The organism is Amycolatopsis tolypomycina (assembly GCF_900105945.1).
Classification (GTDB): Bacteria; Actinomycetota; Actinomycetes; order Mycobacteriales; family Pseudonocardiaceae; genus Amycolatopsis; species Amycolatopsis tolypomycina.
Map to the genome: position 1 here is coordinate 7,278,994 of NZ_FNSO01000004.1, position 25,554 is coordinate 7,304,547.

At 70.7% G+C, this 25,554-nt stretch carries 26 protein-coding genes; 8 read left to right on the forward strand and 18 right to left on the reverse strand.

Going from position 1 to position 25,554, the window contains the following annotated elements; translation table 11 throughout:
• Nucleotides 1-7: 7 nt before the first annotated feature.
• Nucleotides 8-691, reverse strand: a complete 684-nt coding sequence (locus tag BLW76_RS43085; RefSeq protein WP_091318026.1) for a uracil-DNA glycosylase — start codon at nt 689-691, stop codon at nt 8-10.
• Nucleotides 688-1,347, reverse strand: coding sequence for a deoxyribonuclease V (nfi, locus tag BLW76_RS43090; protein ID WP_091318028.1), 660 nt, complete (start codon nt 1,345-1,347; stop codon nt 688-690). The genes BLW76_RS43085 and nfi overlap by 4 nt, the downstream gene beginning before the upstream one ends.
• A 48-nt stretch (nt 1,348-1,395) precedes the next feature.
• Here nfi and BLW76_RS43095 point away from each other — a divergent pair, with 48 nt between their 5' ends.
• Entirely contained in the window at nt 1,396-2,889 is a 1,494-nt protein-coding gene (locus tag BLW76_RS43095; RefSeq protein ID WP_091318029.1) for a S10 family peptidase, read from the forward strand.
• Here the strand turns inward: BLW76_RS43095 and BLW76_RS43100 are convergent.
• From BLW76_RS43100 to BLW76_RS43170, 15 genes are all read right to left on the reverse strand, one after another.
• The gene (locus BLW76_RS43100; RefSeq protein WP_091318030.1) at nt 2,867-3,643 is read right to left on the reverse strand and encodes a hypothetical protein; all 777 of its coding nucleotides are present in this window, start codon (nt 3,641-3,643) and stop codon (nt 2,867-2,869) included. The two genes, BLW76_RS43095 and BLW76_RS43100, sit on opposite strands and share 23 nt — an antisense overlap.
• Complete coding sequence (locus BLW76_RS43105) at nt 3,640-4,398, reverse strand: hypothetical protein (protein WP_143060797.1); 759 nt, start codon at nt 4,396-4,398, stop codon at nt 3,640-3,642. The genes BLW76_RS43100 and BLW76_RS43105 overlap by 4 nt, the downstream gene beginning before the upstream one ends.
• Before the next feature lie 46 nt (nt 4,399-4,444).
• Nucleotides 4,445-5,176, reverse strand: a complete 732-nt coding sequence (locus BLW76_RS43110) for a hypothetical protein (protein ID WP_143060798.1) — start codon at nt 5,174-5,176, stop codon at nt 4,445-4,447.
• Between the two features lie 53 nt (nt 5,177-5,229).
• Nucleotides 5,230-6,957: a S8 family serine peptidase gene (locus BLW76_RS43115; protein ID WP_091318035.1), complete on the reverse strand. Its 1,728-nt coding sequence runs from the start codon at nt 6,955-6,957 to the stop codon at nt 5,230-5,232.
• Between the two features lie 75 nt (nt 6,958-7,032).
• A complete protein-coding gene (locus BLW76_RS43120) occupies nt 7,033-8,031 on the reverse strand; it encodes an ABC transporter ATP-binding protein (RefSeq protein ID WP_091318037.1) in 999 nt (332 codons plus the stop codon).
• Nucleotides 8,024-9,019: an ABC transporter ATP-binding protein gene (locus BLW76_RS43125; RefSeq protein WP_091318038.1), complete on the reverse strand. Its 996-nt coding sequence runs from the start codon at nt 9,017-9,019 to the stop codon at nt 8,024-8,026. Before BLW76_RS43125 ends, BLW76_RS43120 begins: the two co-directional genes overlap by 8 nt.
• Nucleotides 9,020-9,023: 4 nt before the next feature.
• Nucleotides 9,024-9,977: an ABC transporter permease gene (locus BLW76_RS43130; protein ID WP_091318040.1), complete on the reverse strand. Its 954-nt coding sequence runs from the start codon at nt 9,975-9,977 to the stop codon at nt 9,024-9,026.
• Nucleotides 9,970-10,899, reverse strand: coding sequence for an ABC transporter permease (locus tag BLW76_RS43135; RefSeq protein WP_091318042.1), 930 nt, complete (start codon nt 10,897-10,899; stop codon nt 9,970-9,972). The genes BLW76_RS43130 and BLW76_RS43135 overlap by 8 nt, the downstream gene beginning before the upstream one ends.
• Nucleotides 10,900-11,008: 109 nt before the next feature.
• A complete protein-coding gene (locus tag BLW76_RS43140) occupies nt 11,009-12,634 on the reverse strand; it encodes a peptide ABC transporter substrate-binding protein (protein WP_244170592.1) in 1,626 nt (541 codons plus the stop codon).
• 327 nt (nt 12,635-12,961) lie between these two features.
• A complete protein-coding gene (locus BLW76_RS43145; protein WP_091318046.1) occupies nt 12,962-13,915 on the reverse strand; it encodes a Ppx/GppA phosphatase family protein in 954 nt (317 codons plus the stop codon).
• 9 nt (nt 13,916-13,924) lie between these two features.
• Nucleotides 13,925-15,094, reverse strand: a complete 1,170-nt coding sequence (locus tag BLW76_RS43150) for a lytic transglycosylase domain-containing protein (RefSeq protein ID WP_091318047.1) — start codon at nt 15,092-15,094, stop codon at nt 13,925-13,927.
• Nucleotides 15,095-15,233: 139 nt separating this feature from the next.
• The gene (locus tag BLW76_RS43155; RefSeq protein WP_091318049.1) at nt 15,234-15,743 is read right to left on the reverse strand and encodes a DUF501 domain-containing protein; all 510 of its coding nucleotides are present in this window, start codon (nt 15,741-15,743) and stop codon (nt 15,234-15,236) included.
• Between the two features lie 138 nt (nt 15,744-15,881).
• The gene (locus BLW76_RS43160; protein WP_091320598.1) at nt 15,882-16,244 is read right to left on the reverse strand and encodes an FtsB family cell division protein; all 363 of its coding nucleotides are present in this window, start codon (nt 16,242-16,244) and stop codon (nt 15,882-15,884) included.
• A gap of 251 nt (nt 16,245-16,495) precedes the next feature.
• Entirely contained in the window at nt 16,496-17,782 is a 1,287-nt protein-coding gene (eno, locus tag BLW76_RS43165; protein WP_091318050.1) for a phosphopyruvate hydratase, read from the reverse strand.
• Nucleotides 17,783-17,844: 62 nt separating this feature from the next.
• The gene (locus BLW76_RS43170) at nt 17,845-18,306 is read right to left on the reverse strand and encodes a VOC family protein (protein ID WP_091320599.1); all 462 of its coding nucleotides are present in this window, start codon (nt 18,304-18,306) and stop codon (nt 17,845-17,847) included.
• A gap of 73 nt (nt 18,307-18,379) precedes the next feature.
• Between BLW76_RS43170 and BLW76_RS43175 the strand changes: the two genes are divergently transcribed.
• Entirely contained in the window at nt 18,380-18,784 is a 405-nt protein-coding gene (locus tag BLW76_RS43175; protein ID WP_091318052.1) for a tetratricopeptide repeat protein, read from the forward strand.
• A 218-nt stretch (nt 18,785-19,002) separates the two neighbouring features.
• On the opposite strand, the gene BLW76_RS43180 is transcribed toward BLW76_RS43175, so the two are convergent.
• Nucleotides 19,003-19,749: a lysozyme family protein gene (locus tag BLW76_RS43180; RefSeq protein WP_091320600.1), complete on the reverse strand. Its 747-nt coding sequence runs from the start codon at nt 19,747-19,749 to the stop codon at nt 19,003-19,005.
• A gap of 365 nt (nt 19,750-20,114) precedes the next feature.
• Between BLW76_RS43180 and efeU the strand changes: the two genes are divergently transcribed.
• From efeU to BLW76_RS43210, 6 genes are read left to right on the forward strand one after another with little or no spacing between them, the layout of a single operon-like run.
• Nucleotides 20,115-20,960 carry an iron uptake transporter permease EfeU gene (efeU, locus tag BLW76_RS43185; protein ID WP_091318054.1) on the forward strand — a complete coding sequence of 282 codons (846 nt, stop codon included), beginning with the start codon at nt 20,115-20,117 and terminating at the stop codon, nt 20,958-20,960.
• Nucleotides 20,957-22,096 carry an iron uptake system protein EfeO gene (efeO, locus tag BLW76_RS43190; protein WP_091318055.1) on the forward strand — a complete coding sequence of 380 codons (1,140 nt, stop codon included), beginning with the start codon at nt 20,957-20,959 and terminating at the stop codon, nt 22,094-22,096. Before efeU ends, efeO begins: the two co-directional genes overlap by 4 nt.
• A complete protein-coding gene (efeB, locus tag BLW76_RS43195; protein ID WP_091318057.1) occupies nt 22,093-23,352 on the forward strand; it encodes an iron uptake transporter deferrochelatase/peroxidase subunit in 1,260 nt (419 codons plus the stop codon). Before efeO ends, efeB begins: the two co-directional genes overlap by 4 nt.
• 57 nt (nt 23,353-23,409) lie before the next feature.
• Nucleotides 23,410-23,979 (forward strand): TetR/AcrR family transcriptional regulator, encoded by a 570-nt coding sequence (locus BLW76_RS43200; RefSeq protein ID WP_167384923.1) that lies wholly within the window; start codon nt 23,410-23,412, stop codon nt 23,977-23,979.
• On the forward strand, nt 23,976-25,109 hold the full coding sequence (locus BLW76_RS43205) for a GDSL-type esterase/lipase family protein (protein ID WP_091320601.1): 1,134 nt from the start codon (nt 23,976-23,978) through the stop codon (nt 25,107-25,109). Before BLW76_RS43200 ends, BLW76_RS43205 begins: the two co-directional genes overlap by 4 nt.
• A 17-nt stretch (nt 25,110-25,126) precedes the next feature.
• Entirely contained in the window at nt 25,127-25,537 is a 411-nt protein-coding gene (locus tag BLW76_RS43210) for a PPOX class F420-dependent oxidoreductase (RefSeq protein ID WP_091320606.1), read from the forward strand.
• Nucleotides 25,538-25,554: the final 17 nt, after the last annotated feature.

Consider the following 25,554-nt stretch of genomic DNA (forward strand, 5'->3'; position numbering starts at 1 on the left):
TAACGATTCAGTCCGGCGCTGTCACCGAGGTCGCGGCGCGGAAGACGGCCGCCACCATGGCGTGGGTCACGCGGTGTGTCTGGACATTGCGCGGCGATACGTGATAACAGCCGAAAAGCCGCAGGTCGCCCAGCTCCACGACGGTCCCGTGGCCGAACGGGGGCCGCGGGTTCGGCACCGGCCAGCCCGCCTCGGCCAGCACGGGCAGTAACGCCTGCCAGCCGAACGCGCCGAGCACCACGATCGCCCGCAGTGTCGGACGTAACAGTGCCAGCTCCTCCGCCAGCCACGGGCGGCAGGTGTCCCGCTCGGCCGGCGTCGGCTTGTTCTCCGGCGGCGCGCACCGCACCGGCGAGACGAGCCGGGTGCCGTACAGCTCGAGGCCGTCGCCGATCGCCGTGGACGTCGGCTGGGACGCGAGCCCGACCTCGTGCAGGACGCGGAAGAGGAAATCACCCGATGGGTCGCCGGTGAACATCCGGCCGGTGCGGTTCGCGCCGTGCGCCGAGGGCGCCAGGCCGACGACGGCGAGCGACGCGTCCGCCGGCCCGAACCCCGGCACCGGGCGCGCCCAGTACTCCTCGCCGCGGAAGGCCGCCTTGGTGCCCGCCACACCCTCGCGCCAGCTCACCAGCCGTGGGCAGGCGCGGCACCCGGCGACGGCGGCGTCGAGCTGGGCCAACGTCCTCATTTCAGCGCCGCCCTGGACAGCCGGTCGGCGTGGCGGGTGGTCTCGGGCAGCCGGTAGCGCGGGGTCAGGGCCAGTGTCAGCCGGCACGCGTGCGCCAGGTCGATCCGGTGCCCGGCCGAGACGTACACCGGCTTGACGCCCTCCCGGGTCCGCAGCACCGCGCCGACCTCCTCCCCGGCGTCGACCAGCGGCACCGAAGACCCACGAGCGGCCGCCGGGTCGGCGTGCGTGCCGACGAACCGGGTCTTGCCGACGCCGAAGGCGGGCAATCCGGTCAGCACGCCGAGGTGGCAGGCCAGCCCGAAGCGCCGCGGGTGGGCGCGGCCGTGGCCGTCGCAGACCAGCACGTCGGGGGTGCGGTCCAGGCGCTCGAGCGCGGCCAGCAGCGGCGGCAGCTCGCGGAAGGCGAACAGGCCCGGCTCGTACGGGAAGACCGCCCGCGCGCGGTGCGTCCGCTCCTCGACCACCGTGAGCCCGGCGGTCTCGAGGGTGACGACCGCCGCGGCGATGTCGCCGTCGTCGTCGTAGGCGACGTCGAGGCCGGTGACGGTCGGCGGCAGCTCGGGGCAGTCGTCGGCGAGCTCGACCCGGCCGCGGAGCCGGTCCTGGACGGCGAGCGCCTCCTCGGTCGTCGACGGCCAGTCCTCGGTGTGCACCAGGTCACCCTGCCACAGCCGCCGTCGCCCGCCGACTAAGTTGGGTCCATGGCGGACACCACCCCCGAAGCGGCTACCGAGACGAAGACTCCGGAAACCACGGAGATCCCGGCCGAGCCGACCGACGACATCGTCACCACGCAGCACACCCTGACCGTGAAGCGGAAGAAGCTCGCCTACACGGCGAAGGCGGGGCGGATCGTCCTCCGCAAGGAGATCGTCAAGGACGGCAAGTCCGAGGGCTTCAAGGCGAAGGCGGAGGTGTTCATCACCTCCTACACCCTCGACGACGCCGACCCGGGCACGCGGCCGGTGACGTTCGCCTTCAACGGCGGCCCCGGCTCGTCGAGCATCTGGCTCCACATGGGCCTGCTGGGGCCGCGCCGCGTGCTCTCGGGCGACGTCGACGACCTGGTGCCGCCGCCGTACGGGCTGGCCGACAACCCCGAGACGCTGCTGGTGCACAGCGACCTCGTGTTCATCGACCCGGTGTCGACCGGCTACTCGCGGGCCTCCGAAGGCGGCGAGACGAAGGACTTCCACGGCTTCAAGGGCGACATCGAGTCGGTCGGCGAGATCATCCGGCTCTGGGTGTCGCGGCACCAGCGCTGGCTGTCGCCGAAGTTCCTGGCCGGCGAGTCGTACGGCACGCTGCGCGCCGCCGGGCTGGCCGCGCACCTGCAGGACAGGCACGGGCTCTACCTGAACGGCCTGCTGCTCATCTCGTCGGTGCTCGACCTGGGCACGCTGCGGTTCACCGAGGGCAACGACCTCCCGTACTCGCTGTACGTGCCGACGTACGCGGCGATCGCGCACTACCACGGCCTGCACGGCGAACGCCCGCTCGACGACGTCCTCGCCGACGCCGAGGACTTCGCGGCGAAGGACCTGCCGTGGGCGCTGGCCCGCGGCGCCCGGCTGTCCACTCAGGACAGGGCGGAGGCGGTGGCCACGCTGGCGTCGCTGACCGGGCTCACCGAGTCCTATGTGGACCGGGTGAACCTGCGCATCGAGCACGTCCGGTTCTTCACCGAGCTGCTGCGCGACCGCGGCCTGGTGGTGGGCCGGATGGACGGCCGGTTCACCACGTGGGAGCCGGACGGCGGCCGCGAGCACATGAGCGACGACCCGTCGATCTCCCGAGTGGTCGGCGCCTACGCGGCGGCGTTCAACCACTACGTGCGGGCGGAACTGGGCTACGAGAACGACCTGCCGTACGAGATCATCAGCGAGGACACGTTCAAGGCGTGGTCCTACGCGGACTTCGAGGGCCGGTCGGTGTCGGTGGTGGATTCGGTGAGCGCGGCCATGCGCGCGAACCCGCACCTGCAGGTCCACGTGGCATTCGGCCACTACGACGGCGCCACGGCCTACTACGCGGCCGAGCACGTGCTGGCGCATCTGCAGATCCCCGAGGAACTGCGCGAGAACATCGACACGGCGTACTACCCGGCCGGCCACATGATGTACGTCCACGAGCCGACCCGGGTGCAGCAGTCGAAGGACCTGGCGAAGTTCGTCAAGAAGGCGTCGAACCGCTGAGCACGGCCCGCAGCCGCCGCCACTGGACAAGACCCACGACGAGCTGCGCCGTCACCGCGAGAACCGCGTAGCCGACCAGCCACGGCCGCCACTCCGGCGGCTGGGCGTGGCCGACCAGCGGATCGACCAGCACGGGAAGGGCGTAGATCCCGGGCATGGCCATGAGCAGGTCGTGCAGCCGCACGGCGGTGTCCACCGCCCGGGAGGTTGCGTCCTCCGCGATCACGGGACGCCGGAGGACGTCGGTCACGATCGCGGCCGTGACCGCCGCACCCATGGCCAGCAGGAGGAGCCAGCTGCCCGCATACGTGCGGAACGGTGTCGTGGCGAACATCGTCACGGCGAGGGCCGCGCCGCCGCCGAAGGTGATCAGCGGCACGGTGAGGAACCAGCCGGTCACCTCGGTGCGCGGCGGGCCGGCGAGCGTGCCGAACCGCGCCAGCGCCTGGCGGTCGCGGAGCCGCGCCGGAAGCCAGTAGCCGAGGTGCTGGGCCATGACGATGAAGAACAGGTACGAGCTGTCCACCAGGTCCACGCCGCGGACACCGGGCAGGAAAGTCAAGCTCGCGAACCCGATCGTGGCGACCACGTACGCCAGGGCCGCCACGCCGACCCACCGCCACGTGCCGGGCGGGCGGGCGCCGGCGCGGAAGCCGAGCCGCAGGGCCAGCAGTTCCGTCAGCGTCGGCACGTCGACGCGGTGCTTGACCAGCCAGCGGCCGGCTGCCACGCGCTCCGCGTCGGTCGCGCTCACGAAGTCACCGTCCCGTAGTGGCCGGGCGGCAGGCCGGCGCGCCGGGCCGCCCTCGCGGCGCCGACGATGACCGCCCCGACCAGGACGAAGTACCCGATGGCGGGCACGAACCGCGCCGGAGGCCACGGCCAGCTGGTGGACAGGTCGATCCAAGCGAAGAACTGGAACGCGAACGGCGTTGCGAACGCTCGGACGTCGTAGGCCCGCAAGGCCGCATCGACGGCGAGGGAAGCCTCGTCCTCGGCGATCACCGGGGCACGCAAGGCCCGGCCGAGGACCGGGGTCATGCTCGCGGCCCCGATCACCAGCGCGGCGGCCCAGCCCGCCGGGTGGGCGGCGAACACCGCGCACAGGACCACGCCGCCGGCGAACGTCGTCGCCACCGCGCCGAGGTACCACCAACCCACCTGGCCGGCCGCCACCCGCAGCGACGGCCGGGCCCCCGGGGGAACCAGCCGGGCGGCGGCGCGGTCGGCCCGCCAAACCCGGCGCCACTGCAGCAGGGGGAAGGCGGTGCAGACCACGGCGAACACGAGGAACCGCGCGAGCACCGGGATCAGCGGGACCAAGGCGAACGCCCAGACCACGCCGGACAACACGCCGTAGGCCGGGTAGGACCGCGTGGCCAGCTCCCGTGCTCCGAGGCGCACCGCGAGCAGCGGCGCCGGCTCGTCCACCGCCACGCCGTGCCGGGCCAGCCACGCCCGAGCTCCCTGTCTCTCGGCGAGCGTCGTCCACGCTGTTCCCACCGCCATCGAACCTCCCCTGTCCCGCAGTACACGCCCGAGGCGGCGAGAAGGTTTACCGGCCGTAGAACCCCGGCGGCAGCCGGCGGTGGCGCCGGTGGACCAGGAGCCGGCCGGTCAGTTCCAACGCGGCCACCACGGCCACGTAGGTCCACGCTGTCCACTCCAGCAGGGCGGACGGCTGCCAATCCATCATGAGCACCGGCACCGCGAAGAAGGCGTACACGGCACACGAGGTGTAGCGGTGGACGTCCTCGGCGCGCAGGACCCCGTCGACCAGCCGGGACGCCTCGTCCTCCGCGATCACCGGCGAGCGGAGCGCCTTGCCGAGCACCAGCGCGGTCGCTCCGGCGCCGACGGCCAGTGCCATCGTCTGCAGCGTGACTTCGAGCGGAGGCGAGTACCAGTGCTTCCCGGTGGACTGCCCCACGCTCAGGAACGTCGTCGCGCACAGCACCGCACCGCCGGCGAAGCAGACGGCCACCGCGCTCAGGTACACCCAGCCGACCTGCCGGGCCGCCACGCGCAGCGGCAGCGGGGGGCCTGGCGGCACCAGGCGCTCGGCGAGGCGCTCCCGGCGTTGCATCCGCCACCAGCGCACCAGCAGCGCCACGGTGCAGGACACGGCGACGAACGCGCCCCGGCCCGGGAAGTCGATGCCGGCGACGAAGACCGAGAGGTAGGCCCCCAGGACCGCGACGGCGACGGCTTGCTCGGATCGTTCGCGGAGTCCGTAGCCGCGGGCGCCGACGCGCAGGGCGAGCAGCCGCCATGTCCCGTGGTACACGCGCAACGCCCCGGACAGGTTGCCTGTCCGGGGCGTTCCGTTCCGAAGATGCCCTACTTCAGGTACTGCGAACCGCGCGTCACCGCCGACCAGGCGTCGACCCCGCCGTGGCCGTAGAAGCTGTTCAACGACGGGGTGCCCTCACAGGTCGCCGTGAACTCCGGCCCGCGGCCCTCCTTCAGGTAGTCCACCGTCCGCGGCACCGGGCAGGCGATCTCGCGCGCCGTGCCCTCGAGGACCCGCTGGACCTTGTCCGGGTCCATGCCGAACTCGCCGTGCGACTTCTTGCCGTACTGCGAGACGATCAGCGCCGCGACGCCGGTCGCGTGCGGGGTGGCCATCGACGTGCCCTGCAGCCACTGGTAGTAGCCGACCCGGCCGTCGGCCGCCGTGGCCTTCTTGACGCCCGCGCCCAGGCCCGCTTCCGTGATGTTGCCGTCGGCGTCGATGTTGCCTTCGGCGATGCCCACGTTCTTCGGGTACGTCGAGAGGATCTGGTTCTCGACCGTGCGGTACCACGGCGTGCCGAAGTAGTCGCGGAAGAAGCCACCCGGGCCCGAAACCGAGATCTGCTCGAGGCCGTAGTTCGAGTAGTCCGCCTTCTTCTGCGACGGCCCGAACGAGCTCACGCCGATCGTGTGGTTGCCCTCGACCGGCAGGTTGAGGCAGGTCGAGTTGTCGATCGTGCGCGGGTGCGTGCTGTTCGCCGGGTAGTCCGGGCTGGTCGTGTCCGGCTGCGGCGCACCGAGGTCGGTGTGCTGGTTGCCCAGCGCCACCAGCATCGTGACGCCCTTGCGGTGCGCGTAGTTCAGCGCGCGCTGCGTCGCCTCGATGATCGTGCGCTGCTCGGCCTGCTCGGCGGGGGTGTCGGCCGGGTTCGCCGCGCAGTTGTACAGCCACGGGTCGGTGTAGAACGACATGTTGACCACGTCGATGCCCGCGTCGCCGGCGTAGGTGATCGCGTCGACGGTCGGCTGCAGGAAGAAGTAGCCCGAGTCCTGGCCGGCGCGGATGTTCACCAGCGTCACGTTGGGCGCGACACCGGAGACGCCGAAGCCGTTGGCCGCGGCGGCGATGGTGCCGGCGACGTGCGTGCCGTGGCCACCGTCGTCGTGGTTGGCCGGGTCCTTGCAGCCGCGGAACTCGCACGGGCCGTCGACTTCGTTGCCGTTGGGGTCGGCCGGGATGTCGACGGTGAAGTTGCGCGAGTCGGCCAGGTCGAAGTTCGGCGCGATGTCCGGGTGCGTGCCGTCGATGCCGGTGTCGATGACGCCGACCTTGACCTGCTTGCTGCCCGGCTGCTTGGTGCGCGAAAGGTCCGAGCGGACGGACTGGAGGCCCCAGAGCTGGTCGTCCAGCGGGTCCATCCCGACGGCCTTGTTCGAGGCGGCCTTCTTCGAGGAGGAGGCGGCGCCGCGCCCTTCCTTCTCGGCGTTGTCGCTCTTGACCTTCTTGCCGTTCTTCGGCGCCGAGCCGATGACCTGGGACTTGGCCGCGCCGAACACCGCGCGGTTCGCGGCCACGCGCTCGGTGAACCCGGTTGCGGGCGCGCTGGCCTTGATGAGACCGACCGCGGTGTTGGTCTCCAGGACCGTGCCGCCCGCGGCCTTGATCGCCTGCTGGGCGCTGCCGATGCTCTGGACGTCCTTGGCGAGCACGGTGAACTCGGTCGCCGGGCCGGCCAGCGCGGGCTGCGCCGACGCGGCCGGGACCGCGACCGCGGAAACCGCGCCGAACAGCGGCACGGCCAGCACTGCGGCCAGAAGCCTGGGTCTCTTCACGTTTTCTCCTCCTCGCGGAAAGCGGTTCCTGCACCGTATAGATCGGACAATGCGCAAACAACGGCCAAACGTACGTTATGGAACAACCGACTTCTGCTCGGCGAAGTGACAAGCTGACAAGTGGCCGTCCGTCCTGGGCGCCAGGTCCGGCACCTCGGTGGCGCACCGGTCCTCGGCCTTCCAGCACCGGGTCCGGAACCGGCACCCGGACGGGGGATCCAGGGGGCTCGGGACGTCGCCGGTCAGCCGGATCACCTGGCGGCGCCCGCGCACGGCCGGGTCCGCCACCGGGACCGCCGACAGCAGCGCCTGGGTGTACGGGTGGGACGGTCGTTCGTAGATCTCCTCGTCGGTGCCGAGCTCGACGATCTTGCCGAGGTACATCACCGCGACCCGGTTGGACAGGTGCCGCACCACCGAAAGGTCGTGCGCGATGAAGACGTAGGACAGGCCGAACTCGCCCTGCAGGTCGCCGAGCAGGTTCATCACCTGGGCCTGGATGGAGACGTCCAAGGCGGACACCGGCTCGTCGCAGATGATCACCTTGGGCCGCAGCGCGAGCGCCCGCGCGATGCCGATGCGCTGGCGCTGGCCGCCGGAGAACTGGTGCGGGTAGCGGTTGAGGTGCTCGGGGTTGAGCCCGACCACGTCGAGCAGTTCCCGCACCTTCCCCGCGCGCGAGCCCTTGGGGGCGACGTCGGGGTGGATCTCGAACGGCTCGCCGATGATGTCACCGACCGTCATGCGCGGGTTGAGCGAGGTGTACGGGTCCTGCAGCACGATCTGGATCTCGCGCCGCAGCTTCCGCAGCTCGGCCCCGCGCATCGCGAAGATGTCGCGGCCCTCGAACTTCGCGGTGCCGCCGGTCGGTTCCTCGAGGCGCATCAGGACCTGGGCGAGCGTCGACTTCCCGCAGCCGGACTCGCCGACGACGCCGAGCGTCTCGCCCGGCATCAGGTCGAACGAGACGCCGTCGACGGCCTTGACCTGCCCGATCGTGCGCTTGAAGAGGATCCCGGTGCGGACCGGGAAGTACTTCTTCAGGTCGGTGACCGAAAGGATCGGCTCAGGCACGCGAACTCACCACCTCTTCGGCGAAGTGGCACGCGCTCGTGCGGCCGAAGCCGATCGCGTGCTGCGGCGGGACCTCTTCCGAACACTTCGCTTCGGCCCGCTTGCACCGCGGGTGGAACGGGCAGCCGGGCGGGATGGCCAGCAGGCTGGGCGGCAGGCCCTTGATGGTTTCCAGCGTCTGTCCTTTGAGGTCGAGCCGGGGCAGGGAGTCCATCAGCGCGGCGGTGTACGGGTGGGCCGGCGCGCGGAACAGCTCGACGGCGTCGGCCTGCTCGACGATCCGGCCCGCGTACATCACCGCGATCCGGTCGGCGACCTCGGCGACCACGCCCAGGTCGTGGGTGATGAGGACGAGGCCCATCTTGCGTTCGGCCTGGATCTCGTGCAGGAGGTCCATGATCTGGGCCTGCACGGTGACGTCGAGGGCGGTGGTCGGCTCGTCGGCGATGAGCAGGTCCGGGTCGAGCGCCAGCGACATGGCGATCATCGCGCGCTGGCGCATCCCGCCGGAGAACTGGTGCGGGTAGTCCTTGACCCGGCGTCCGGCCGCGGGGATCCGCACCGTGTCCAGCAGTTCGATCGCCCGCTTCCGGGCGTCCTTCTTGCTCATGCCGAGGCGGATGCGCAGCTGTTCCTCGATCTGGAAGCCCACGGTGAACACTGGGTTCAGCGCGGACAGCGCGTCCTGGAATATCATCGCGATCTCGCTGCCGCGCACCTCGCGACGGCGTTCGGCGGACGCCGTCAGCAGGTCCTCGCCGCGCCAGCGCACGGCGCCGGCGGTGATCACGCCGGGCGGCATGTCGAGGATGCCCATCACCGTCTGCGCGGTGACGCTCTTGCCGGAGCCGGACTCCCCGAGCACGGCCAGCGTCTCGCCGGCGTGCACCGCGTAGCCGACGCCGTTGAGCACGTTCGCCACGCCGTCGGACGTCCGGAACTCGACGTGCAGGTCTTCCACTTCGAGCAGGAGTTCGTTGTCGGACAAGGACTTACCTCGACTTCGGATCGAGCGCGTCGCGGATGCCGTCGCCCAGCATCACGAAGGCCAGCACGGTCAGGGTGACGAAGGCGCCGGGGAACAGCAGCATGTGCGGGTCGTTCCGGAAGTAGTCCCGCGAGTCGGCGATCAGCACGCCCCACGAGATCACCGGCGCGCGCACGCCGATGCCGAGGTAGGCGAGCGTCGCCTCGGCGCCGATGAACGCGCCGAGCGCGATGGTGGCGTACACGAGCACCGGCGCGATCGTGTTCGGCAGCAGGTGCCGGAAGATGATCCGCGGGGTGCTCGCGCCGAGGCCGCGCGCGGCCTTGACGTAGTCGAGCTGCTTGGCCACCAGCGTCGCCGAGCGCATGATCCGCATGCCGACCGGCCAGCTCAGCACCGCGATGGAACAGACCACCTGGACGATGATGGTGACCGCGCCGGGGTTCGAGCCGGGCGCGTTGAACGTCGTCAGGATGACGATCGCGCCGAGCACGAACGGCAGGCCGGCGAAGATGTCGCCGAAGCGCGAGAGCAGGCTGTCGACGAGCCGGCCGTAGTAGCCGGCGATGATGCCGATCACCGAGCCGAGCAGCACGGTCAGCAGTGTCGAGAAGACCCCGACCAGCACCGATGCCCGGGTGCCGTAGATCGTGCGGGCGTAGACGTCCTGGCCCTGGTTGTCGTAGCCGAACCAGGCGTCCGCGGACGGGCCCTCGTTGGCGTGCGCGAGGTCGCTGAAGCCCGCCTCGCGCGAGCTGAACAGGCCGGGCGCGATCGCGATCAGCAGGATGAGCAGGATGATCACCGCGGAGGCGATGACGGCAGGCTTGCGGCGCAGCTGGCGCCACGCGTCGCTCCACAGGCTGCGGGGTTTCTGCGGGCCGGTGGCGGAGTCGTCCACACGGGACAGCTCGGCCGCGTCGGCCCCGCCACCACCCACCAGGTTCGGGTCAGTCATAGCGGATCCTCGGGTCGAGAACGGCGTAGAGCAGGTCGACGACCAGGCTCATCAGCAGGTAGACCAGCACCAGCAGGACGACGACGCCGACGACGGTGGCGCTCTCCCGGTTCTGGATACCGCGGAAGATGAGCCCGCCAAGGCCGTTGATGTTGAACACGCCTTCGGTGACGATCGCGCCGCCCATCAGGGCGCCGAGGTCGGTGCCGAGGAACGTGAGGACCGGGATCACCGAGTTGCGCAGCAGGTGCACGAGCACGACCCGGCTCTGCGGCTGGCCCTTCGCGATCGCCGTCCGCACGTAGTCGGCGCGGCGGTTTTCGGCGATGCTCGTCCGCGCCAGGCGGGCCACGTACGCCATGGACAGGCTGCCGAGCGCGATGCCCGGCACGATGAGCTCGCCGATGCCCGGGTCGTCCGACACGCTCGCCTCGATCCAGCCGAGGCCGCCGGAGCCCAGGGCGAGCTGCAGCACGATCGCCGTGACGAACACCGGCAGCGAGATCAGGAACGTGGTCGAGACCAGCACGAGGTTGTCGAGGAAACCCTTGCCGCGCAGGCCGGTCAGCACGCCGGCGGTGAGCCCGATGACGGCTTCGATGACCACGGCGATCACGGCGAGGCGGAGCGTGATCGGGTAGGACGTGGCGATCAGCTCGCCGACGGAGGTGCCGTTGAAGGTTTCGCCCCAGTCGCCGGTGAACAGGCTCCCGAGGTACTTGAAGTACTGGACGAAGACGTTGTCGTCCAGGTTGAACTTCTCGGTCATCTGGGTGATGTAGGCCTGGGGGCAGGCGGCCTGGCCGCACTTGCCGGAGAACGGGTCGCCGGGCACGGCCCAGACCAGGACGTAGATGAGGAACGTGGTGCCGAAGAACACCGGGATCAGCTGCAGCAGCCGTCGCAGGACATAGCGGGTCATCAAGAGTTCCTAGCTTTCGAACACCACAGTGCGCGCCGGCCGTCGTGAGTGGTGAGGCGGGTTGGAACCCGCCTAACCACTCACGACGGCATGGTGGTGGGAGCTGCCGCTACTTCTTCATGACCTCGATGGACGGGTAGTCCGGCATGCGCCGGAAGTCCAGGGCCGCGGACTTCAGGTTCTTCGACTTCGCCGCGGTGCCCTTCTCGTCCCACACCGGGATCGTCGGCAGGTCCTGCGCGACCAGGTCCTCGGCCTGCTGGTACAGCTTGACCGCGGTGTCCTTGTCGACGGTCGAGTCCGCCTGGGCGAGCAGGGCGTCGACCTTCGGGTTGGAGTACGTCGAGTCGTTCGAGGACGCGCCGGTCTTGAAGATCGGGTTGAGGAAGTTCTCGATGGACGGGTAGTCCGCCGACCAGTCCGACCGGCCCATGCCGGTGAGCTTGTGGCCGGTCACGATGCTGCGCCACTGGCCGAAGTCGGTGGCGGGCACGAAGTCGCACTCGACGCCGAGCGTGTTCTTGATGCTGTTGCACGCCGCGACCAGCGGTTCCTTGCGGCCACCGTCCGCGTTGGACGCGATGGTCAGCTTGCCCTGGAAGCCCGACTTCCGGAAGGCCTCCTTCGCGGCGGCCGGGTCGAACTTGCAGAACTGGCAGACGCCGGGCCGCGCGCCCGGGATGCCCTGGGAGATGTAGCCGTCCGCCGGCACGTAGGTGTCGTTCATGACGGTCTTGGTGATCTGCGCGCGGTCGATCGCCATCGAGATGGCCTTGCGCAGCTCGAGGTTGTTGTAGCCGGGCACGTAGTACGGGATGTTGATGGTGCTGATCCCGAGCAGGTGGCCGGTCACCAGCCGGTCGCCGAGCTCGTTCTTGTACTTGCCACCCGAGACCGCCGACGGCGGCAGCGCCTCCATGAAGTCGAGCCGCCCGCTCAGCAGGTCCTGGTAGGCGGTCTCCTGGCTGGCGTAGATCTTGATGTCGAGGTTCTTGAACTTGACCTTGTCGTCACCCTTGTAGTCGTCGAAGCGGGTGAGCTTGATGTCCTGGTTCGGCGTCCGCGAGACGAACTTGAGCGGCCCGTTGCCGATCGGGTGCTGCTCGAAGGCCTTGGGGTCCTTGAAGAACGAGTCGGGCAGCGGCGCGAAGGCCTGGTAGCCGATCTTGATGTCGAAGACCGAGAAGGGCGCGGTCAGCGTCACCTGGAACTCGTAGTCGTTCTTCTGGACGAGCCCGGACATCTTGTCGGTGGCCGGCTTGGCGTTCTCGTCCGCGGGGTGCACGTCGGAGTAGCCCTGGATGTTCGAGAAGAAGTCGGTGTTGAGCTGGCCGTTCGGCGCGTAGGCGCCGTAGTTCCAGGCGTCGATGAAGTTGTGCGCCTTCACCTCGGTGCCGTCGTGGAACTTCCAGCCCTGCTTGATCTTGATGTCGAAGACCTTGGAGTCGGTCGTGGTGATCGACTCCGCCATCAGGTTGGAGGGCTTGGCGTCGGCGCCGTTGAACCCGACCAGCGTGGCGAACATCGGCTGAATCGCCTTGGTTCCACCGAGGTCGTTGATGTTGGTCGGGACCAGCGCGTTCTGCGGTTCGGTGCCGTAGACGCTGACCGTGCCGTCGGGGTCCGTCTCGCCGGCGCCCGTGGAGCTGCCCGAGCCACCGCCGCACGCGGTGAGCGCGAGCGCCAGCGAGGTCATCACCACCGTGGGTCCCCAGAGCCTGCGCGAAAGACGCATGATCCCCTCCATATCCGGTGTGTCCGAAAGGTGAGACGCACGCTATCGGGGCCGGTGAAGCCGATCACAGGACTGCGTGTTGCAAATGTGTGACGACCGTCGGGACCACCTGGTTGGAGCACAACCAACGTAGGAATCCGGATACTCCGGACGGCCTAGCGCGGACAGTTGGTCATCAGCCGCTCACCCACGGTTTTGGTTGCGCCACAAGCCCTTTCGGGCGGCCGAACGGTCGGTCAGGTGAGCGGTCCAGCCTGATGTCATGAAAGAGTCGTTCATGACACCAGGCGTCATGAACGACTCTTTCATGGCGTGTGGCGCGGGAGGTCAGGCGAGGGAAAGGGCGATGCCGTCGAGGATGTCGTGCTCGCTGACCACCAGCTCGGTCGGGCCGCCGCGGGCCGCGAGCTGCTCGGCGAGGGTCTGGACCACCACCGCGCCGCCGCCGATGACGTCGACCCGGCCCGGGTGGATCACCGGGTTGGCCGCGCGGGTCGCGTGGTCGCTCTGCAGGAGGTCCGTCGCGAGGCGGTCGATGTCCGCCGGGGCCAGTTTGGACAGGTGGACGCGGTCGCTGTCGTACTCCGGCAGTCCCAGCGCGATCGCCGAGAGCGTCGTCACCGTGCCGGCCACGCCCACCCACGTCCGCGCGCGGGCCACGTCGACCACGTCGAACGCGTCCGTCAGCACCTTGCCGGCCAGGTCGCGGGCGGCGGCGATCTCCTCGGCCGTCGGCGGGTCGCTCTTGAGCGCGCGCTCGGTGATCCGGACGCAGCCGATGTCGACGGACTTCGCCGCGATCACCTCCGCCTGCCGGCCGTCCCAGGTGCCGAGGACCAGCTCCGTCGAGCCGCCGCCGACGTCGACCACCACGAACGGGCCGTCGTCGGGGTCCTGCTCGCCCACCGCGCCGGTGAACGACAGCCGCGCCTCCTCGTCGCCGCTGATCACCTCGGCCTCGACACCCAGGGTCTCGCGCGTCATGCGGAAGAAGTCGTCGCGGTTCTTCGCGTCGCGGGTCGCGGACGTGGCGACCATCCGCACCTTCTCCACGCCCTTGCGCCGCGCGGCGATCGTGTAGTCGGCGAGCGCGGCGCGGGTGCGTTCGAGCGCCTCGGGGGCCAGCTCACCGGTGGCGTCGACGCCCTGGCCGAGCCGGACGATCCGCATCTCGCGGTGCAGGTCGCGCAGGTCGACCGTGCCGTCGTGGCGCGGTGTCAGCTCGGCGACGAGCAGGCGGATGGAGTTGGTCCCACAGTCGATCGCGGCAACACGAGGCATGCCGCAACCCTAGCTGGCGGGTGTCGCCGTCCCCACGGTCGTGGTCGTGGTGGTGGTCGTGACCGAAGTGATCACCTGCCCGCAGGTGGGCTCCGGCGGAGTGGGCTTCGGCGGCGAGCTCGTGCTGGGCTCTCCGGTCTCCGTCGTCGTCGGCGGCGGGGTGGTCGTCGTGCTGATGACCGTGGTCGTGGTGGGTGTCGTCGTCGGCGGCTTCGTGCACGACGGCGGTGCGGACGTGGTCGGTGCCGTGCTCGTGGACGGCGGCGGGGTGGTGACCGTCGTCGGCGGCACCGGTGGCGGCGGCACGGACGGCGGGGCCGGGGCGAGCGCCGCGTTCGGCGCGCCGATCGGCACCGTGCTGTCCGGCACCTGCATGATCCCGTTGCGGTAGGCGTCCGCCCACAGGATCACCGTGTTCACGTACGTGTCGGAGTTGTTGTACCGGTAGATCGCCCCGCGCAGCTGGTCCGGCTTCGCCAGGTCGAACCCGCCGGAGCACAGGTACCGGCCGGTCGCCAGGGCCGCGTCGAAGATGTTGTTCGGGTCGGACTTGCCGTCGCCGTTGCCGTCGGACGCGTAGCCCTTCCACGTCCCCGGGATGAACTGGGTCGGGCCGACCGCCCGGTCCCACACCGGGTCGGTGTCGAGCAGGCCGCCGTCGGTGTCCGGGATCGCGGCGAAGTTGCCCTGGCCGTTGAGCTGCGGGCCGAGGATCGGCTCGCGCGTGGTCCCGGCCGCGTCGACGTACCCGCCGCGCGCGTGGTTGGACTCGATCCGGCCGATGCTGGCGATCAGCGCCCAGTCGATGTGGCACGCGGGCTGCTCGCGGCCGAGGATGTCGGCGGCGTTCTGGTACGCCTTGAGCGCGGTGGCCGGGATGCCGAGCGGGCCGTCGGGCAGCTCGTAGGCCGGCAGCGGCATCGGGGTGGGCGCGCCGGGCAGGGTGCCGTCGACGGCGATCTGCTGGATGGCGGCGTTCCCGGGGTCGTAGCCCTGGCCGAGCGTGGCGTCACGGGTGTGCTCACCGCCGCCGCCGAGCCAGCCGAGGGTGCCGCCGCCGGCGACCAGCGCCGGGACGACGGCCAGGATGCCGGTGATCAGCGGGTACGCGGTGCGGTGGCGGATCCCGAATCTTCGCGCGTAGCTCCCGACTGCGGTTGGCAGCCGCCGCACACGCATGCTCAGAGCCCTCCTGGCCGGATCGGACACACTCTCGGGGGACAGCCTGCCGCACTCGCGGCGAGGTTTCAGCCCATCGAGAGGCGCGATCGAGGTTTTCGCTCACCCAGACCAGTTATCTCTTCACACTGCGCGAGTGTTACGCGGCGCAGTCTCCGGAGGGCCACCCGTTGGCCTTAAGCAGGGCGAGCGTCTCGTCACCGAACGGATTCACGCCCGGGCCGACGGCCAGCGAGTGCGCGACGTGCACGTGGAGGCACTTGACCCGGCCGGGCATCCCGCCCGCGGTGACCTGGTGGCCGAGCGGCTCGATGGCGTCCCGCTCGGCGAGGTACCCCTCGTGCGTGCGCTGGTACTGCGCCGCGAGCTCGGGATCGGTGGTGAGCCGCTCGGTCATCTCCTTCATGATCCCGGACGCCTCGATGGTGCCGATCATCGAGTTCAGCTTCGGGCACGTCAGGTAGTAGAGCGTCGGGAACGGCGTGCCGTTCTCCAGCCGCGGGCTGGTCTGCACCACGGACGGGTGGCCGCTCGGGCACCGCGCGGCGATGGCGCGCAGCGCTCGCGGCGGCCGTCCGAGCTGCTCCGCGATGATCTCGCGGTCGGCGTCGGTGACGGGCTCGAACCGGTGCTGCTGCGTGCTGTTCACGCGGTCAAGGTTAGAGCGTGCCCCGCGCCACCCGGCCCGCGCCCCAAGCGCCCCAATGTGGCGTTCGGTGCGTTGGACGCACCGAACGCCACATTGGGTGCGTTGGACGCAACCAACGCCACATTGGGGCGCTCTGGCTCAGCCGCCCGAGACCTGGTTCCACAGGTTCTCGTACCACGAGCTGCCCGCGGCCTGCTGCTGTCCGGCAGGCGGGGCCGCGTCGGGGGCCTTGTCTTCCGGCAGCTGCACGATGTACGGCGTCTCGCCCGGCTTGACGTACCGCAGCCGCCGCCGGGCCTCGGCCTCGATCTGCGCGGGGTCGCTCAGCTCCGCCTTGCGGCCCTGGAGCTGAGCGACCTCCTGCTGCAGCTGGGCCTGCTGGGCCTGCTGTTCGCGGACCTCGGTCCGCTGGGAGAGGTACGTGCGCAGGGGCACGGCGATGGTGAACGCCAGCGCGCACACCACGATCGCCACCACCGCCGCGCGGCGGGTGGTGGACATGCCGAGCACCTTCGCCGCCCCCGACGCGCGCTTGGCCGCCAAGCCCCGGCGCAGCCGGGCCCTGGTGGTCTCCGCGTCGCCGGTGCGGCGGCGCGCCGCCGCGCTGCCGTCCGCCGTGCGGGGCGACCGGGATCCCGGGCTCCCCGCGCGACCCGCGTCGGGGCGGCGGGTCCGCGTGGGTCCACCGACCCGCGCCGAACCGCCGCCACCGCCGCGGCGGCCACGTGTCCTCCCCCGGTCCGCCATCGGCGTCAGGCCTCGGCGCTGAACCGCGGGAAGGCCAGCTCGCCGGCGTACCGGGCGGCGTCACCGAGGGTCTCCTCGATGCGCAGCAGCTGGTTGTACTTGGCGATCCGCTCGCCGCGGGCCGGCGCACCGGTCTTGATCTGGCCGACGCCGGTGGCGACCGCCAGGTCCGCGATGAACGTGTCCTCGGTCTCGCCCGAGCGGTGGCTCATCATCGACTTGTAGCCGAACGACGTGGCCAGCGAGATCGCGTCGAGCGTCTCGGACAGGGTGCCGATCTGGTTGACCTTCACCAGCAGCGCGTTGGCGGCGCGGCGGGTGATGCCCTCCTCCAGGCGGTCCGGGTTGGTGACGAACAGGTCGTCGCCGACGATCTGGACCTTGTCGCCGACGTCCGCGGTCAGGGTGACCCAGCCGTCCCAGTCGTCCTCGCTCAGCGGGTCCTCGATCGACACCAGCGGGTAGTTCGCCAGCAGCTCGCCGTAGTAGGCGGACATCTGCTCGGCGCTGCGCTTGGTGCCTTCGAAGGTGTACGCACCGTCGGCGAAGAACTCCGTCGCGGCGACGTCGAGGGCCAGCGCGACGTCGCGGCCCGGGGTGTAGCCGGCCTTCTCGATCGCCTGGACGATCAGGTCGAGCGCCTCGCGGTTGTTGCCGAGGTTCGGCGCGAAGCCGCCCTCGTCGCCGAGGCCGGTGGCCAGGCCGCGGCCCTTCAGCACCGACTTCAGCGAGTGGTAGACCTCGGTGCCCCAGCGCAGGGCCTCGCGGAAGGTCTCCGCGCCGATCGGCGCGATCATGAACTCCTGGACGTCGACGTTGCTGTCGGCGTGCGAACCACCGTTGAGGATGTTCAGCATCGGCACCGGCAGCACGTGCGCGTTCGGCCCGCCCAGGTAGCGGAAGAGCTCCAGCTCGGCCGACTCGGCCGCGGCCTTCGCGACGGCCAGCGAGACGCCGAGGATGGCGTTCGCGCCGAGGCGGGACTTCGCCGGCGTGCCGTCGAGGTCGACCAGCTTCTGGTCGACGATCCGCTGGTCGACGGCCTCGATGCCGACCATCTCCGGGCCGATCTCGTCGAGGACCGCGGCGACCGCGCGCTCGACGCCCTTGCCGTTGTAGCGGCCGGTGTCGCCGTCACGCAGCTCGACCGCCTCGTGCTCACCGGTCGACGCTCCCGACGGGACCGCGGCCCGCGCCAGGGTGCCGTCGTCGAGAGCCACCTCCACCTCGACCGTCGGGTTGCCGCGAGAGTCCAGAATCTCGCGCGCGCCTACCTGCTCGATGAGAGCCACGCCATGCTCCTCGGTACGTCTTCAGCCTGCGGTAACGCGCCCAGCCTAGCCGTCTCGGCAGTTCACCCGTTGGAGGACTCACCGCCCTCGCGTACCTCCTGCCAGCCCGGCGGCAGTTCGACGGTCTCCGACGTCTGCTGCCAGAAGGTCCAGCTGTTGCCCCCGAGATCGGCGACGGTGAACACCCGCGCGCCGTAGGGCTGGTCCTGTGGCGGCTCCAGCTCGCACTCGTCGCCCAGGGCGGCCTCGACGCGGGCGTACGTTTCGTCCACGTCGTCGACGTACACGATGTTGAGCTGGCCGACCGGCCCGTCGACGCCCTTGGCCTGCCAGTAGTCCGCCCCGACGCCGGCGAGCTGGATCCGGGCGTCGCCCGCCCGCAACGTCGCCTGGAAGACCTCGCCCGCCGCGTCGCAGAACCGGACCTCTTCGGTGAAGCCGAAGACCCTGGTCAGCCAGGCGAGCGCCGCCGTGGCGTCGGAGTAGTAGAGGTAGGGCGCCAGGCCCCGGTACCCGCTGCTCATGGCGGCACAGTCCATCACGTCCCGTTCGGAGGCGTGTGCAACCCCCTCCCCCCGGGGTAACGTGGGAGCGACCATGACGGACGCCGCAGCTGCTTCGCAGCCTCCCGAAGAGTCGCGGTTCCATGCCTTCCGCCAGGCCGAAGACCTGGTCGGCCGCCGTCGCCCGCTCGACGCGCTGAAGGCACTGCAGCCCCTGCTGGAGTCCGAAACGGACAAACCGTCGGTGCACCTGCTGGCCGGGCGCGCGTACTTCCACTCCGCTCAGTTGCGACGCGCCGAAGAGGCGTTCACCCGGGTGCTGGAACTGGACCCGACGGACCACTACGCGCGGTTCATCCTGGGCCGCACGCTGCAGCGCCTCGGCCGGTTCGTGGAGGCGCTGGCGCAGATGCGGATGGCGTCGGCGATGAACCCGGTGCCGGAGTACCTCGAGGCGATCAGCGAGGTCAAGGCCCACATCGCCCTGCGCGAACCCTGACCCGACCGGGCCGAACGGCCCGGGTCGCCTCGGCCTTTCGGCCGATCGGGCCGGGCCCCTCGACCGATGTTCCGCGGCCGTTTTCCGGCGAAGCTGGTTCCAGACCGAACAGGGAGGAACCACGATGTCGATCTTCGCCACGCTGGGTGCGTACGCCGGGCTGCTGCTGCTCGTGCTGATGGCCGTCACGCCGTTCGTCGCCGACCGCGAGCTGTGACTCAGGGCGCGACGCTCGCCTCCGCGTAGGCGTCCGCCGCGCTGAAGACGTCCTGGCCGTACGCCAGGGCCTGGTTGTAGAACAGGATCGCCCGCCACCAGCCGGCCGGCGTCCCCAGGTCGTCGCCGCCGGAACACAGGAACCGCGCCGCCGTGAAGGCCGCGTCGTCGATGTTCTGCGGGTCCGGCGCGCCGCCGTCGCCGTTCGCGCGCTCCTGGTACTTCTTCCACGTCGACGGCAGGAACTGCATGGGCCCGATCAGGTGGTCCCACGACTTGTCGCCGTCGAGCTTGCCGCCGTCGGAATCGTGCACCGCCGGGACACCCGGCGAGCCGTCCAGCGGCGGGCCGACCACCGGCTTGGCCACCCGGCCGTCCGCGCCGATCGCCGCGAGGTCGAACTCGCCACGCTCGTTCTCGACCCGGCCGATGCCCGCCAGGGTCGCCCACGAGAGGTGGCACGTCGGCTTCTGGCGCTGCATCCACATCTCCGCCCGGCCGTACGCCGAGAGCACGCGCGCCGGGACGTGCGTCTTGTCGGCGACGCGGGCGGCCCAGGCGTCCAGCTCCGCGCGGTCGGACGCCTGCGGCCGGTCGACCGGTGCGGCGAGCCCGGCTCGGGGCGCTTCGGCGCCGGGTTGCGGACGCTGTTCGGGAATGGCGAGCGCCGGCTGGACCGGCGGCGACGCGGCCGGCGCGTCCGGGTTGCGGACACCGATGGTGACGACGAGGACCACGCCGGTGACCACCAGCCCCAGCGCGAGGGCGATCCGGCCGACGTACCGCCTCGGCGGGCCACCCGGGGGCGGCGACGGAGGCGTGACGGTCGGCTGAGCGGTATCGGCCACTCGAACAGGTTACGGAGCCACTCAAGGGGGTCCCCCAAGCGGCTGACCAGGCAAGCAGACGGTAAAAACAATCCCCCTGCCAGCGACGTCACAGATTTCGTTATCGAGTCGACGCGCAGGGCCCTGACCTGCGGTTACCCTAACCTAACTTCGCGGTCGAGTCCTATTTGCCCGATTCCTGCGCCGAACGCGGGCGTACGCTCGCTGGACTTACAGGTGAGCCTTACCTAAAAACTTCCTGGACCCAGAAACTCAGGGAGGCACCGGTGTTGTTCTCGAGCGCGCTGATCGGGCTGCGTGAAGGCCTGGAAGCCGCGCTGGTCGTCAGCATCCTGGTGGCCTTCCTCGTCAAGACCGAGCGGCGGCACGCGCTGCGCTGGGTGTGGCCGGGCGTCGGCGCCGCGGTGCTGCTGTCGGTCGCGATCGGCGCGATCCTCACCTTTTCGACCGCCCAGCTGTCCTTCGAGCACCAGGAACTGCTCGGCGGGAGCCTCTCGATCGTCGCCGTCGGGTTCGTCACCGCGATGATCTTCTGGATGCGCAAGGCGGCGAAGAGCATCGCCGCCGAGCTGCGCGGGAAGATGGACGACGCGCTGAACGTCGGCCCGGCCGCCGTGCTGCTGCTGTCGTTCCTCGCGGTGGGGCGCGAAGGCCTGGAAACCGCGGTGTTCTTCTACTCCACCGTCCAGGCCGCGCAGGACGAGACCGTGCAGCCGCTGATCGGGTTCGCCGTCGGCATCGCGGCCGCGGTGGTGCTCGCCTGGCTGCTCTACAAGGGCGCCGTCCGCTTCAACCTCACCAAGTTCTTCACGATCACCGGCGTCCTGCTGGTGTTCGTCGCCGCGGGCGTGCTCGGCTACGGCCTCCACGACCTGCAGGAGGCCGCCTTCCTGCCCGGCATCAACACGCTCGCGTTCGACGCGTCGGCGGCGCTGCCCGAGACGTCCTGGTACGGCGCCCTGCTCAAGGGCATCTTCAACTACTCGCAGCAGACGACCGTGCTGCAGGCGATCGCCTGGGTCGCCTACGTCGCCGTCGTGCTGCCCCTCTTCCTCAAGCCCAGCAAGAAGACCGCGCCGGCGCCCGCCGCCGCGGCCGCCTCGAAGGAGTGACCGTGCGCAAGACCCCCTCGCTGGCCGTACTGGCCGGCGCCGCCGCCCTGGTGACGCTGGCCGCGTGCGACAGCAAGAGCGACACCGGCGCCGCGGCCGGCGGCCCGATCAAGGTCTCGGCGTCCGACACCGCGTGCGAGGTCTCCGCGACCACGGCCAACGCGGGCAACGTGACCTTCGAGATCACCAACAAGGGCACCAAGGTCACCGAGTTCTACCTCTACGCCGAGGGCGACCGGATCATGGGCGAGGTCGAGAACATCGCCCCCGGCCTGAACCGCCGGCTGATCGTCGAGGTCGCCGAAGCGGGCAAGTACCAGACCGCGTGCAAGCCGGGCATGGCAGGCAACGGCATCCGCGGCGACTTCACCGTCACCGGCGGCGTCGCGAAGCAGAACGACACCAACGCCCAGAAGGCGGAGGCGACCAAGAGCTACGCCGGCTACATCGCGAACAACACCACCGCACTGCAGGACGAGACGGTGAAGTTCGCCGACCTCGTCAAGGCCGGCAAGGTCGACGAGGCGAAGGCCGCGTACGCGCGCACCCGCGTCTACTACGAGCGCATCGAGCCGGTCGCCGAGAAGTTCGGCGACCTCGACCCGGCCATCGACGTCCGCGAGGCCGACCTCGAGCCGAACCAGCAGTTCACCGGCTTCCACCGGCTGGAGAAGGACCTGTTCAAGACCGGGCTGCAGCCCGACAGCGCCCAGATCGCCGACAAGCTGGTGACCGACGTCAAGGACCTGGTCGCCAAGACGAAGACCCTCGAACTGTCCGCTTTGGACCTCGCGAACGGCGCGAAGGGCCTGCTCGACGAGGTCGCGACCGGCAAGATCACCGGCGAGGAAGAGGCGTTCTCGCACACCGACCTCTGGGACTTCCAGGCCAATGTGGACGGCTCGAAGGGCGCGATCGCCTCGCTGCGGCCGATCCTGCAGGCGAAGGACCCGGCGCTGGTGTCCACTCTGGACAAGGAGTTCGCGAACGTCCAGGGCCTGCTCGACAAGCAGCGCGCCGGTGACGGCTTCAAGCTCTACACCGAGCTTTCCCAGGACCAGGTCAAGGAGTTCGCCTCGGCCGTCGACGCGCTGAGCGAACCGCTGAGCAAGGTTGCGGAGGTCGTCTCCAAGTGACGTCGGAAGAGGGCACGCGAGTCTCGCGGCGGAAGCTCTTCGGCCTGGCGGGCGCGGGGGTCGCGCTCGCCGGGGCCGGCGCCGCCGCCGGCATCGGGATCGACAAGGCGACGACCGGTACCGCCGAGGCGTCGACGAACACCGTCGGCTTCCACGGCGAGCACCAGGCCGGGATCGTCACGCCGGCGCAGGCCAACCTGCACTTCGCCGCCCTCGACGTCACGACGAAGGACCGCGAGAAGCTGCGTCAGCTGCTCAAGACGTGGACCGAGGCGGCCCGCCGGATGACGGCGGGCCAGGAGGTCGTCGCGAACGGCGCGGTGGGCAGCGGCGCGTACGCCCCGCCCGGTGACACCGGCGAGGCGCTCGACCTGCCGGCGTCGAACCTGACGCTGACCATCGGCTTCGGGCCGTCGCTGTTCGACGACCGGTTCGGCCTGGCGGCCAAGCGCCCGCCGCAGCTGATCGACCTCCCGCTGTTCCCGAAGGACAAGCTCGACCCGGCCCGCAGCGGCGGCGACCTGTGCATCCAGGCCTGCGCGGACGACCCGCAGGTGGCGGTGCACGCGGTCCGCAACCTGGTCCGGCTCGGCTTCGGCGTCACCGAGGTCCGCTGGTCGCAGCTCGGCTTCGGCCGCAGCTCGTCGACCTCGCGCGAACAGCCGACCCCGCGGAACCTGTTCGGCTTCAAGGACGGCACGAACAACATCAAGGCCCAGGACACCGACTTCCTGCGCGACCAGGTGTGGGCTTCCGCGGCCGACGGGCAGGCGTGGATGGCGGGCGGCTCGTACCTGGTGGCGCGCCGGATCCGGATGCACATCGAGACGTGGGACCGCGAAACCCTCGACGGCCAGGAGAAGATCGTCGGCCGCACGAAGGGCGCCGGCGCCCCGCTGGGCCAGACCGCGGAGTTCGACGAGCTGGACCTCGACGTCGGCGGCGCGGGCGGCGAGAAGGTGATCCCGGAGGACGCCCACGTCCGGCTGGCCTCGCACCAGGCGCTGAACGGCGTCCGCATCCTGCGCCGCGGCTACAACTTCGTCGACGGTTCCGATGGCGTCGGGCACCTGGAGGCCGGGCTGTTCTTCCTGGCGTTCAACCGCGACACCCGCAAGCAGTACGTGCCGATGCAGCAGGCGCTGTCGTCGAAGGACGCGATGATGGAGTACGTCCAGCACACGGGTTCGGCGCACTTCGCGGTCCCGCCGGGCGTGACCCGCGAGTCGAGCTGGGCGGACGCTCTGTTCTCCTGAGTTGCCTAAAGCCTTTAGGTTGATCTAGCCTATCCTTAGGCAACCGGGAGAAGGCTGATGGTACGGGCAGGACTGACCACCGAACGCGTGGTGCGCGCCGGGGCGGAGCTGGCCGACGAGGCCGGCTTCGACCGGGTGACGCCGTCGGAGCTGGCCCGGCGGCTCGGCGTCCAGGTCGCCAGCCTGTACTCGCACGTCAAGAACGCGCACGACCTGCGGACGAAGGTCGCGCTGCTGGCACTGGACGAGCTCGCCGACCGGGCGGCCGCCGCACTCGCCGGCCGGGCCGGGCGGGACGCGCTCGTCGCCTTCGCCGACGTCTACCGCGACTACGCCCGCGAGCACCCCGGCCGGTACGCGGCCGCGCAGCTGCGGCTCGATCCGGAGACCGCCGTCGCGAGCGCCGGGCCCCGGCACGCCGGGCTGATGCGCGCGATCCTGCGCGGCTACGACCTGACCGGGCCGGACGAGACGCACGCCGTGCGCCTGCTGGGCAGCGTCTTCCACGGGTTCGTCAGCCTCGAAACCCAGGGCGGTTTCGACCACAGCGCACCCGCCGCGCCCGAGAGCTGGGTCCGCATCCTCGCCGTCCTCGATTCCCTCCTGCGCGATTGGCCACGGTCTTGATCGACATCCCCCTGACCGCGGACCTCGTCCGCGGCGCCCTCGAACTCGAACGCACCGAACGTGGCCTGGTGCCCCACCGGCTCCCGGCCCGCGCGCGGGCGCAGAACACCGACCCGCGGCTCGCCATGGCCGAGGCGCAGCCGGCCGGCGTCCGGCTGCGGTTCCGGACCACGGCGGACGTCGTCGAGCTGGAAACGCTGCGGACCAAGCAGGTCTACGCCGGCGCCCCGCCGCGCCCGGACGGCGTGTACGACCTGGTGGTCGACGGCTCGTTGGCCGCCCAGGCGAGCGTCGACGGCGGCAACACCCTGGACGTCGACATGGCGACCGGGGCGTCGTCGTTCACCGCGGGTCCCCCGGGTGTCGTCCGGTTCGCCGGGCTGGGCGGGCAGCCCAAGGACGTCGAGCTCTGGCTGCCGCACAACGAGCTGACCGAGCTGGTCGCCCTGCGCGCCGACGCGCCGGTTTCACCCGCGCCCGGTGGCCGGGTGTGGCTGCACCACGGCAGTTCGATCAGCCACGGCTCGAACGCGGCGAGCCCCGCGACGACGTGGCCGGCGCTCGCCGCCACCGCCGCCGGCGTCGACCTGGTGAACCTCGGCTTCAGCGGACAGGCGCTGCTCGACCCGTTCACCGCGCGGGCCCTGCGCGACACGCCCGCCGACCTGATCAGCGTCAAGCTCGGGATCAACGTGGTCAACGCGGACCTGATGCGCCTGCGTGCGTTCGGGCCCGCGGTGCACGGGTTCCTCGACACGATCCGCGACGGCCACCCGGACACCCCGCTGGTGGTCGTCTCACCGCTGTACTGCCCCATCCACGAGCGGACACCGGGCCCCGGCGACTTCGACCACGAAGCGCTGGCCCGCGGCGAAGTCCGGTTCCGCGCGACCGGCGAGCCGGGTCCGGGCAAGCTGACGCTGGAGATCATCCGCGAGGAGCTGGCCCGGATCACTGCGCAGCGGCAGGCGTCGGACCCGCAGTTGCGTTACCTCGACGGCCTCGCGCTGTACGGCCCGCCGGACTTCGCGGAGCTGCCGCTGCCGGACGACCTCCACCCGTGCCCGGCGGCCCACCGCCGGATCGGCGCGCGGTTCGCCTCGCTGGTGCTTGACTTCAAGGGAGCTTGAAGTTGGAGGCTTCGGGCATGTTCACCGAAGCAGAACTCGCCTACCTCGCCGCCCAGCCGCTGGGCCGGCTGGCGACCCAGCAGCCGGACGGGACCCTCCAGAACAGCCCGGTCGGCTTCCGCTACAACCCGGACGAGAAGACGATCGACGTCACGGGGCACAACCTGCGCAACAGCAAGAAGTTCCGCAACATCGCGACGCACGACAAGGTCGCCTTCGTCGTCGACGACGTGCCGTCGACGAACCCGTGGCGGGTCCGCTGCCTGGAGATCCGGGGCCGCGCGGAGGCGCTGGTGGGGGTGAGCCTCCCGGACAACCACCTCGACGACGCGGTGATCCGCATCCACCCGCAGCGCATCATCGCCTTCGGCGTCGAGGACTGGGACCGGGAGCCCCTGGAGCTGGAGGCGAACATCCGCAACGTCTGACCCCGGCCCCAAACGCC

Excerpts from the sequence above, each read along its gene's own strand:
- BLW76_RS43210 (WP_091320606.1), top strand. The coding sequence starts at position 25,127 with ATGTTCACCGAAGCAGAACTCGCCTACCTCGCCGCCCAGCCGCTGGGC.
- BLW76_RS43095 (WP_091318029.1), top strand. The coding sequence starts at position 1,396 with ATGGCGGACACCACCCCCGAAGCGGCTACCGAGACGAAGACTCCGGAA.
- BLW76_RS43175 (WP_091318052.1), top strand. The coding sequence starts at position 18,380 with ATGACGGACGCCGCAGCTGCTTCGCAGCCTCCCGAAGAGTCGCGGTTC.
- BLW76_RS43135 (WP_091318042.1), bottom strand. The coding sequence starts at position 10,899 with ATGACCCGCTATGTCCTGCGACGGCTGCTGCAGCTGATCCCGGTGTTC.
- BLW76_RS43200 (WP_167384923.1), top strand. The coding sequence starts at position 23,410 with ATGGTACGGGCAGGACTGACCACCGAACGCGTGGTGCGCGCCGGGGCG.
- BLW76_RS43145 (WP_091318046.1), bottom strand. The coding sequence starts at position 13,915 with ATGCCTCGTGTTGCCGCGATCGACTGTGGGACCAACTCCATCCGCCTG.
- BLW76_RS43150 (WP_091318047.1), bottom strand. The coding sequence starts at position 15,094 with ATGCGTGTGCGGCGGCTGCCAACCGCAGTCGGGAGCTACGCGCGAAGA.
- BLW76_RS43160 (WP_091320598.1), bottom strand. The coding sequence starts at position 16,244 with ATGTCCACCACCCGCCGCGCGGCGGTGGTGGCGATCGTGGTGTGCGCG.
- BLW76_RS43130 (WP_091318040.1), bottom strand. The coding sequence starts at position 9,977 with ATGACTGACCCGAACCTGGTGGGTGGTGGCGGGGCCGACGCGGCCGAG.
- BLW76_RS43105 (WP_143060797.1), bottom strand. The coding sequence starts at position 4,398 with ATGGCGGTGGGAACAGCGTGGACGACGCTCGCCGAGAGACAGGGAGCT.
- BLW76_RS43085 (WP_091318026.1), bottom strand. The coding sequence starts at position 691 with ATGAGGACGTTGGCCCAGCTCGACGCCGCCGTCGCCGGGTGCCGCGCC.
- BLW76_RS43170 (WP_091320599.1), bottom strand. The coding sequence starts at position 18,306 with ATGAGCAGCGGGTACCGGGGCCTGGCGCCCTACCTCTACTACTCCGAC.
- BLW76_RS43140 (WP_244170592.1), bottom strand. The coding sequence starts at position 12,634 with ATGCGTCTTTCGCGCAGGCTCTGGGGACCCACGGTGGTGATGACCTCG.